This window comes from Saliniramus sp. (assembly GCF_035311605.1).
Classification (GTDB): domain Bacteria; phylum Pseudomonadota; class Alphaproteobacteria; order Rhizobiales; family Beijerinckiaceae; genus Saliniramus.
In genome coordinates this window covers 1-8,494 of the sequence record NZ_DATGCW010000153.1, presented here as the reverse complement: position 1 = coordinate 8,494, position 8,494 = coordinate 1, and the positions used below count along the sequence as shown (strand labels likewise).

At 66.5% G+C, this 8,494-nt stretch carries 10 protein-coding genes; 7 read left to right on the top strand and 3 right to left on the bottom strand.

Annotation, left to right across the window (positions count from 1 at the left end; translation table 11 throughout):
• From otsB to VKP01_RS07275, 6 genes are all read left to right on the top strand, one after another.
• On the top strand, nucleotides 1-1,014 hold a 1,014-nt coding region (otsB, locus tag VKP01_RS07300; protein ID WP_324411498.1), incomplete at its 5' end, for a trehalose-phosphatase.
• Nucleotides 1,015-1,133: 119 nt separating this feature from the next.
• Nucleotides 1,134-1,502 carry a hypothetical protein gene (locus tag VKP01_RS07295; RefSeq protein WP_324411497.1) on the top strand — a complete coding sequence of 123 codons (369 nt, stop codon included), beginning with the start codon at nucleotides 1,134-1,136 and terminating at the stop codon, nucleotides 1,500-1,502.
• A 21-nt stretch (nucleotides 1,503-1,523) separates the two neighbouring features.
• Entirely contained in the window at nucleotides 1,524-2,378 is an 855-nt protein-coding gene (locus VKP01_RS07290; protein ID WP_324411496.1) for a glucose 1-dehydrogenase, read from the top strand.
• Between the two features lie 140 nt (nucleotides 2,379-2,518).
• The gene (locus tag VKP01_RS07285) at nucleotides 2,519-3,388 is read left to right on the top strand and encodes a D-amino-acid transaminase (protein WP_324411495.1); all 870 of its coding nucleotides are present in this window, start codon (nucleotides 2,519-2,521) and stop codon (nucleotides 3,386-3,388) included.
• A gap of 4 nt (nucleotides 3,389-3,392) precedes the next feature.
• Nucleotides 3,393-4,334 carry an N-carbamoyl-D-amino-acid hydrolase gene (locus VKP01_RS07280; RefSeq protein WP_324411494.1) on the top strand — a complete coding sequence of 314 codons (942 nt, stop codon included), beginning with the start codon at nucleotides 3,393-3,395 and terminating at the stop codon, nucleotides 4,332-4,334.
• 122 nt (nucleotides 4,335-4,456) lie between these two features.
• On the top strand, nucleotides 4,457-5,383 hold the full coding sequence (locus VKP01_RS07275; RefSeq protein WP_324411493.1) for a class I SAM-dependent DNA methyltransferase: 927 nt from the start codon (nucleotides 4,457-4,459) through the stop codon (nucleotides 5,381-5,383).
• Here VKP01_RS07275 and VKP01_RS07270 read toward each other — a convergent pair.
• Nucleotides 5,304-6,275, bottom strand: coding sequence for a PhzF family phenazine biosynthesis protein (locus VKP01_RS07270; protein ID WP_324411492.1), 972 nt, complete (start codon nucleotides 6,273-6,275; stop codon nucleotides 5,304-5,306). The two genes, VKP01_RS07275 and VKP01_RS07270, sit on opposite strands and share 80 nt — an antisense overlap.
• A 199-nt stretch (nucleotides 6,276-6,474) precedes the next feature.
• Between VKP01_RS07270 and VKP01_RS07265 the strand changes: the two genes are divergently transcribed.
• On the top strand, nucleotides 6,475-7,236 hold the full coding sequence (locus VKP01_RS07265; protein WP_324411491.1) for an SDR family oxidoreductase: 762 nt from the start codon (nucleotides 6,475-6,477) through the stop codon (nucleotides 7,234-7,236).
• A gap of 138 nt (nucleotides 7,237-7,374) precedes the next feature.
• Here VKP01_RS07265 and flgH read toward each other — a convergent pair whose 3' ends face one another.
• Together flgH and flgA are read right to left on the bottom strand one after the other, a co-directional pair.
• Nucleotides 7,375-8,127 carry a flagellar basal body L-ring protein FlgH gene (flgH, locus tag VKP01_RS07260; RefSeq protein ID WP_324411490.1) on the bottom strand — a complete coding sequence of 251 codons (753 nt, stop codon included), beginning with the start codon at nucleotides 8,125-8,127 and terminating at the stop codon, nucleotides 7,375-7,377.
• Between the two features lie 20 nt (nucleotides 8,128-8,147).
• A partial coding sequence (gene flgA / locus VKP01_RS07255; RefSeq protein ID WP_324411489.1) for a flagellar basal body P-ring formation chaperone FlgA occupies nucleotides 8,148-8,494 on the bottom strand: 347 nt, incomplete at its 5' end.

The window sequence follows — 8,494 nt, the reverse complement described above, 5'->3', positions numbered from 1 at the left end:
CAGGCCGCCGACGGGCTCGGCGTCGTGCCCGGCGATTGCGCCGTCATCGAGGATGCGGTCTCGGGCGTACAGGCCGGGGCGAAGGGCGGATTCGCGCAGGTGATCGGCGTGGCGCGCGAGGACAATGCCGATGCGCTTGATGAGGCGGGCGCGGATATCGTGGTGCGCGATCTCGCGGAACTGCGCCTCGATGCGGGGCGGCTGGCCACGCGCACCCTGCACGGCCTGCCGGATGCGCTGGCCGCGATGGACGCAATCGCCGCCCAGCTCGAAGGCAAACGCGCGGCCATCTTCCTGGATTACGACGGCACGCTGTCGCCCATCGTCGACAATCCCGATGATGCCGTCTTGAGCGACGGCATGCGCGGCGCGATCGACCGGCTCTCGCAGGTCGCCGCGGTGGCGATCGTCTCGGGCCGCGATCTCGACGACGTGCGCCGCTTCGTGCAGCTCGATCATCTCTATTACGCCGGCAGCCACGGTTTCGACATGGCCGGCCCCGATGGCTGGCGCCATATCGTGGAGAAGGGCAAGGCCTTCCTGCCCGCCCTCGATGCGGCGACGAAAGCACTTGAGGAGGCGCTGTCGGGGATCGCGGGCGCACGGGTCGAGCGCAAGAAATTTTCCCTCGCGGTGCATTACCGGCAGGTCGCGGCGGGTGACGAGGCCGAGGTCGGGCAGATCGTGCGTCAGGTGGTGGCAGAAAACGGCAAGCTGCGGTCGTCCGGCGGCAAGAAGGTCTTCGACGTCAAGCCCCGCGCCGACTGGCACAAGGGCCGCGCCGTCCTCGCCCTGCTCGACACGCTCGATCTCGCCGGCGACGATGTCCTGACCTTCTATTGCGGCGACGACACCACCGACGAGGATGCCTTTCGGGTGCTGGCGCGCGACGGCATCGGCGTGGTCGTGCGCGACAAGGCCGATCGCCCCAGCGCAGCGCGCTACGCACTCGACGATGTGGAGGCCGTCGAGCGCTTTCTGGCGGAACTCGCGACGCGGATAGGGCGCGGCTGAACCAATCGTGCCGGTTGCGCGTTGGCCGGTCATGTCCATGGCCTTCGCCGACCGGTGTTCCCCTGTGACCCGGCAGGATCGTGATCACCGGTGCGGGCGGAGCAGAAAAGGAGCCGGCCATGACCCGCCAGCCGTCACACCCGCTGCATCACACTTTCCGTTTCCCGCGCCTGCGAGCCGGCGTCGCCGCCGCAACCTTCGCCCTCGGCATGGGGGCGTTTCTCGCGCCGCAAGAGGCTGCGGCGCAGGAGGCCTTCATGGTCTGCGATGAGCAGCGCGCCCTCGAACAGGCTGTGGCCAGCGACGGCGATTTCATGCCCGATGGTTGCCGGGTCATGCGGCTTTCCACGCTCGACACCGATCAGGGCCGGTTCTGCGTCATGGAATTCGATGAATCCGATGATCCCGGGCTGATGGACCGGCTCACCGATGCCGCGCTGCCCGATACCTGGTGGATGCGCTGCGCGGATCTCGGCGAGGCCATGTGACGAACTGGACGAGGGACGCATATGAGCGAGGAACTCAGGCCACGCCAGACCCAGACGCGTCAGCCCGGGCGCGAGGATGCGATGCAGCCGAGCCCCGATTCGGCGCCGCGCTTCACCGGCTCCGGGCGCCTTGCGGGAAAGGTGGCGCTGATCACCGGCGGTGACAGCGGCATCGGTCGCGCCGTCGCCCGGGCCATGGCCCGCGAGGGCGCGCAGATCGCCATCGCCTATCTGGACGAGCACGAGGATGCGCGCGTGACGTGTGCGCTAGTCGCGGATGAGGGGCGCGACGCACTGGCGGTAGCCGGCGACATCGGCGATCCGGCCCATGCCGGTGCACTGGTCGCGCAGGTTGTCGCGCGGTTCGGGCGGCTCGACATTCTCGTCAACAATGCCGCCGAGCAGCATGAATGCGACGATCTGACCGATATCACGCCGGATCAGCTGGAGCGGACCTTCCGCAGCAATGTCTTCGGCTATTTCCACGTCACCCAGGCCGCCCTGCCGGCCCTGCGCGAGAGCCGCGGCGCGATCATCAACACCAGCTCGGTCACCGCCTATCGTGGCTCGCCCAGGCTGATCGACTATGCCGCCACGCGCGGGGCCATTGTGGCATTTACCCGTTCGCTCTCGATTGCCCTGGAGAATGACGGCGTGCGTGTGAACGCGGTTGCGCCAGGGCCGGTCTGGACCCCGCTGATCCCGGCCTCCTTCGATGAGGCGCGCACTGCCGAGCATGGCTCCGGCGCGCCGATGCACCGCGCCGGCCAGCCCTGCGAGATCGCCCCGAGCTACGTTTTCCTCGCCAGTGCCGATGCCAGCTACATGTCGGGCCAGGTGCTGCATCCCAATGGTGGCGAGATCATCGGTGGCTAGATACCCAAACGCAGCGGCGCACCAGTGGCATCTGCGCAGAAACGCAAGGCGCGGGCCCTTGCGGTCGTCGAGCCGCTCATGCACCTTGATCGGAAATAGTCCGAAGCGCCCGCGCTTTTCCGACCGCATGAGAGGTATCCATGTCCCGCATCGTTTTCGTCAACGGTGAATTCGTCCCCTATGAAGAGGCGCGTGTCTCGATCATGGATCGCGGCTTCCTCTTCGCCGATGGTATCTACGAAGTCGCGGCGGTTCTGAACGGGCGGCTCGTGGATAACGAGGCGCATCTGGCGCGGCTGGTGCGCTGCCTTGGTGAGATCGGCATCGAAAATCCCTATCCGGTCGCGGAATGGACGCAGCTCGAGGAAGAACTCGTCAAGCGCAACGGTCTCGTCGAGGGCCTCGTCTACATGGAAGTGACGCGCGGCGTCTGGGAGCGCGATTTCCCGTTCCCGCCGAAGGAAGTAAAGCCCACCGTGGTGATGTTCACCCAGGAGAAGTCGATTACCGGCTCCAGGCTGGCCGAGGCCGGCGCCAAGGTGATCACCGTGCCGGATCTGCGCTGGAAGCGGCGCGATATCAAATCCGTGGCGCTGCTTGCCCAGGTCCTGGCCAAGCAGGAAGCGGCCAAGGCCGGCGTCTCCGAGGCCTGGATGGTGGAGGACGGCTACGTTACGGAAGGCGGCTCCTCGACTGCCTTCATCATCACGAAGGACGGGCGCATCGTCACCCGTCCGCTCTCGAACGCCATCCTGCCCGGCATCACCCGCCAGGCAGTGATGCGTCTGGCCGAGGAGCAGGGGCTCACGCTCGAGGAGCGGCTGTTCACTGTGGAGGAGGCGCTTGATGCAGCGGAAGCCTTCTACACCTCGGCTTCCGCCTTCGTCATGCCGACGGTGGAAATGGACGGCAAGCCGATCGCCGATGGCCAGCCCGGCCCGCTGACGCGCCGGCTGCGCGCGCTCTATCTCGACATGGCGCAAGCCACCAATTCCGGAAAGATGGGCTGAAACCATGCGCAGGATCCGTGTCGCCGCGGCCCAGCTGGGTCCGATACAGAAGGCCGAGACCCGCGAGCAGGTCGTCGCGCGCATGATCGCGCTGATGGACGAGGCAGCAGGCAAGGAGGGAGGCAAGGGGGCCGATTTCATCGTCTATCCCGAACTTGCGCTGACCACGTTCTTCCCGCGCTGGTATCACGCGGATCGCGCCGAGGCGGATGAATGGTTCGAGGCGCAGATGCCCGGCCCGCAGACGCAGCCCCTGTTCGATCGCGCCCGCGAACACGGCATGGCCATGTCCTTTGGCTATGCCGAGCTGACGCCCGACGGGCACCATTTCAACACATCGATTCTGGTGGACAAATCCGGCGCCATCGTCGGCAAGTATCGCAAGATCCACCTGCCCGGCCATGACGAATTCGACGAGGAGCGCGCCTTCCAGCATCTGGAGAAGCGCTATTTCGAGCCCGGCGATCTCGGCTTTCCGGTCTGGCGCATGCTGGGCGGTATCTTCGGCATGTGCATCTGCAACGACCGCCGCTGGCCCGAGACCTATCGCGTCATGGGGCTGCAGGGGGTCGAGATGGTCGTGCTGGGCTTCAATACGCCATCCGTCAATTCGCAGAAGGGCGAGGAGGGGATCGAACAACGCATGTTCCACCATCGCCTGTCGCTCCAGGCCGGAGCCTATCAGAACGCGACCTGGGTTGTTGCGGTCGCCAAGGCCGGCAGCGAGGACGGGCATCATCTGATGGGCGGTACCATGATCGTCGATCCCGACGGCTTCATCGTCGCCCAGCTCGGCCACGAGGATGACGGCGTGCTGGTGCATGATTGCGATCTCGATGCCACGCGCTTCGGCAAGGAAACGATTTTCGATTTCGCCCGGCATCGCCGCATCGAGCATTACGGTCTGATCACCGAGCGGGTGGGGGCCGAGCCTCCGCCTGAGTGAGGCAAAAGCGTGAGGCTGGCGGGGGCCTGAGGGGACTCACCGATTCTTCTTGCCAACCGGGAAATACCGGCTAAAGCAAATCTGCTTTCCAGCACGGAAGAGCCCCCAGAAAGAATCTGCCCATGGCACGCCTCACCATGTCCCGGTCGACCGGCGACCTGATCGCCGATCGGCGCTACGGCTATGCCCGATCCTGCTTCGATGCCGACGATCACGCAGGCACGGCGGATGTCGCGCGTGCGGTGCTGGAACTGGCTCCCGGTTTCGCGCCGGCCTGGTCGCTGCTCGGTGAGGCCGAGGCTGCCCTGGGCAATCGCGAGGCGGCGGTCGGTGCTCTGCTGAAAGCACTCGAGATCGAGCCGGAAGACGTGCTCGGCGCCTCGATCACGCTGGCGCGTCTGGGCGCATTGCCGCAGGCCGCAGCGCTGACCAACGGCTATGTGCGCACCCTGTTCGACCGATATGCCGGCGCTTTCGACGCGCATCTGACCGGTCAGCTGGAATACCGCGCGCCCGCACAGATCATCGATGCGCTCGACCGGCTCGCGCCTGGGCGGCGCTTCGCATCATGTCTCGATCTGGGATGCGGGACCGGGTTGATGGGTGCCGCGATTCGCGAGCGCGCGGCGCATCTCACTGGCCTCGACATTGCCCCTGCCATGATCGCGAAGGCGACCGAGAAGGGCACCTATGATGCGCTGGTCGTCGCCGAACTCACCGAATATCTGGCCGGGCGGCCCGAAGACACGCATGACCTGATCCTCGCCGCCGATGTGATGGTCTATATCGGCGATCCGGCGCAGGTGCTGGCCGGCGCGGCGCGCGCATTGTGGCCGGGAGGATTGTTCGCGTTCTCGGTGCAGGCTGGCGACGCTGTGATGCCCGAGGGTTTTCGCATCGGCGCCGATTCGCGCTTTGCGCATGACGCGGCCTTTCTGCGACGCCGCGCCACTGACGCGGGTTTCACGATCACGCTGTTCGAGCCGGCAACGACTCGCCGTGATGCGGGTGCACCTGTTCCGGGCTATCTCGTCGCGTTGAAAGTGTAAGCCGATCGCGCGCGCCGGATTCCCCGAGAAAGCGGGCGCTGCCCGATATCCGCACATGCGGAAAGCGCCCTGCCAGCCCGAGCCGCCCGCCCGGCGCGGAGGCTTGCCATGCGCGCAATTGCGCCCGTCCGAGTCGGGCGGCCCAATAACCGTAGAGCTTGCAATGCGCCGAGACGCAGACCGCATCCTCGTCGATACCGATGCGCGGGGCGAAGAAGCGCGACACGATATCCACGGGCTCGCCGCCATCGGGCATGGAAAGATCTGGATCCGCCGCAGCGGTGATGACCAGCCCCCGGCAGGGCAAACCCGCGATCGCCGCAATATCGGGGCGATGCGCGATCACCGCATCGGCACTCTCCAGTACGGCGACGATATCGTCGCGCGCCTGCAGCACGCCTTCCGGGTTCCACCCGAGCGTGCTCGTCACTGCCGCTGCGATATCGGGCGTGGCCCGGGCAAGCCCGAGGGCGGGCAGGTCGATGGCGATCCGTTCGCCCGCGCGGCGGGCGTGGAGGATGCCGCTGGCCGATTCGAGACGCCAGGGTGCGTTGCGATCGGGCATGATGCGATAAAGCCAGGCTGCGGCGGCCAGTGTGCCGTGTCCGCACAGATCGAGCTCTGCATTCGGGCTGAACCAGCGGATCCGGTAATCGGCCTCGCCCGCGTCCGGAACCAGCAGGGAGATGATCGGCAAGCAAAGCCGCCGTGCCAGTGCGCTCAGCGAAGCCGGGGAGGGCGCGTCATCACGGATCAGCACCCCGGCCGGATTGCCGGCGAAGTGATTATCGGCGAAGGCATGGACGATGGTGAGCCCCTGCGCATCGGCAGGGGCGCAGGCCTGCGAGGGATCACCGGCGGGCAGGCTGAGACTGAATCCGTTACGGGTCATGCCGGTCTCCGGGCTGTATTGATTCGCGTATTGCGTGTGTACATATCATGATTTCCGTATAAATTGTAAAACGACTGCCGCCTTGTCGCTATCCGTGTGCGGAACACCCCGAACCCGCTACCCGCTTTGTGCCCTTGCCAGCCCGTCCCCACCGCCGCAGGCTGGGATGATCCAGGAACACGTGTGAGGGGAGGCCGGCATGGCGGAACGGCAGAAGACGGGTACGATGATCGTCACCGGGGGCAGCCGCGGTATCGGCGCGGCGGTGATCGCGGGCGCGGCGCGCGCGGGTTACCGGATTTGCTTCAGCTACGGTGCCGATCAGGCGGGCGCCGAACGCGTCGTCGCGGATGCGGAGGGGGCTGGGGCCAGAATCACGGCCGTCAAGGCGGATATGGGCACCGAAGAAGGTGTCATGGATTTGTTTTCCGCCTGTGATGCGGCATACGGCGCGCCGGATGTTCTGATCAACAATGCCGGCATTACCGGCAAGATGACCCGCGTGGCCGATATGGAGGCCTCCGAGATAACCCGGGTGATGAATATCAACGTAATGGGCTATTTTCTCGCAGCGCGCGAAGCCATCCGCCGGATGTCGACCCAGCGCGGCGGGCGTGGCGGCAGCATCGTCAATGTCTCCTCGCGCGCAGCCGTGCTGGGCGGGCCGGGCGAGTTCGTGCATTACGGGGCAAGCAAGGGCGCCACGGATACGATGACGCTCGGCATGTCGAAGGAACTCGGCGCCGAGGGGATTCGCGTCAACGCGGTGCGCCCCGGTCTGATCGAGACGGATATCCATGCGCTGGCGGGTGCGCCGGACCGGGTGGAGCGCCTGATGAGCGGCGTGCCGATGGGCCGCGCCGGCAGTGCCGAGGAAGTGGCGCGCACCATTCTGTGGCTGGCCGGGCCGGATTCGTCCTATGTCAGCGGCGCACTGCTCGACGTGTCGGGCGGACGCTGAAGCATTCTTGTATCGGATCGGTGCAGCCGTTGTTGGGGAGGCGGCCCCGGAAGAACCGGGGCCGCCAGGGGATGCGAGACGGCGGGCAGGTGGGGAGCGCGCCCGGGCTCCGTCTCGCGGGACCGTGAAATCCTCTGCTCAGAAGGGCAGCAGGATATCCATCACCTGCTGACCGTAGCGCGGCTGCTGAACATCGGTGAGATGGCCGCGTCCGCCATAGGCGATCCGCGCCTGCGCGATCTTGGTGGAATCGATGGTGTTGTCGGCCTCGATGTCTTCAGGCCGCACCACGCCCGCGACGATGAGCTCGCGCACCTCGAAGTTCACCCGGATCTCCTGCTTGCCCTCGATCACGAGATTGCCATTGGGCAGAAGCTGGGTGACGACGGCAGCGACATTGGTGGTGAGTTGTTCCGAACGCCGGGTCGAGCCCTCGCCGCGGCTGGTGGAATCGGAGTCGATGCCGACCAGGGCATCGCCGCGCACATCGTCGGGAAGGATGCGATCGAGCCGGGTCTCGAACCCCATCAGGCCTTCGGCACCGAGATTCTCGCCGTTCTGACGCGAGCGCCGGGTCTGGTTGCTGAATTGCGCCTGATCGGTGACCCGCACCCGCACGGTGACGAGATCGCCGACCCGGGCGGCGCGCTGATCCTTGAAGAAGGCGCGCGAGCCCTGACGCCAGAGCGAATTGGAGGCGAAGGCCGCCGGCTCGGCATCCGGCATGGGCATGCGCACCGGCTTGTAGCCGGCCTGGCTGGTGGGATCCTCGATCGCCGAGAGCGCAGGCGCGCGCCCGACATTGGCGAGGCGATCGGCGGCGCCGCAGGCGGCGAGCCCCAGCGCGAGGGTGAGAACGCCGATGCGGCGCAGGAAGCGGCGGCTGAACATGGCTGAAATCCCGGCTCGCATTACTGGATGATGCGCTGCGTCGCGGCGAGGGGCCCGAGCGACGGCGCCTCCACCGTAACCTGTCCCTGACCGCTGACGGTCGCCTGCAGGACGCGTCTGGATTGGGGATTGGTCACCGCGATGACCTGGCCGCGCGCTCCTGATTCGTCGGCTGTGCCGCGCATGGTCAGGGTGAGATTGCGGCTGCGATAGATGATCATCACGTTCTGTCCGCGCTCGACCAGATTCTCACGCGCGAGATCACCGCTGCGCAGGGCGTGTCCCGCAGCGAGGTTGCGCCGCGCCACGCGTTCTTCGAGATCGAGCTGTGCATACCAGGCATCGCGCGGGATATTGGCGGCGGGAC

Bases quoted from the DNA above. Each gene is read 5' to 3' on its own strand.
- VKP01_RS07285 (WP_324411495.1), top strand. From the start codon at position 2,519: ATGTCCCGCATCGTTTTCGTCAACGGTGAATTCGTCCCCTATGAAGAG.
- flgH (WP_324411490.1), bottom strand. From the start codon at position 8,127: ATGTTCAGCCGCCGCTTCCTGCGCCGCATCGGCGTTCTCACCCTCGCG.
- VKP01_RS07280 (WP_324411494.1), top strand. From the start codon at position 3,393: ATGCGCAGGATCCGTGTCGCCGCGGCCCAGCTGGGTCCGATACAGAAG.
- VKP01_RS07270 (WP_324411492.1), bottom strand. From the start codon at position 6,275: ATGACCCGTAACGGATTCAGTCTCAGCCTGCCCGCCGGTGATCCCTCG.
- VKP01_RS07295 (WP_324411497.1), top strand. From the start codon at position 1,134: ATGACCCGCCAGCCGTCACACCCGCTGCATCACACTTTCCGTTTCCCG.
- VKP01_RS07265 (WP_324411491.1), top strand. From the start codon at position 6,475: ATGGCGGAACGGCAGAAGACGGGTACGATGATCGTCACCGGGGGCAGC.
- VKP01_RS07275 (WP_324411493.1), top strand. From the start codon at position 4,457: ATGGCACGCCTCACCATGTCCCGGTCGACCGGCGACCTGATCGCCGAT.
- VKP01_RS07290 (WP_324411496.1), top strand. From the start codon at position 1,524: ATGAGCGAGGAACTCAGGCCACGCCAGACCCAGACGCGTCAGCCCGGG.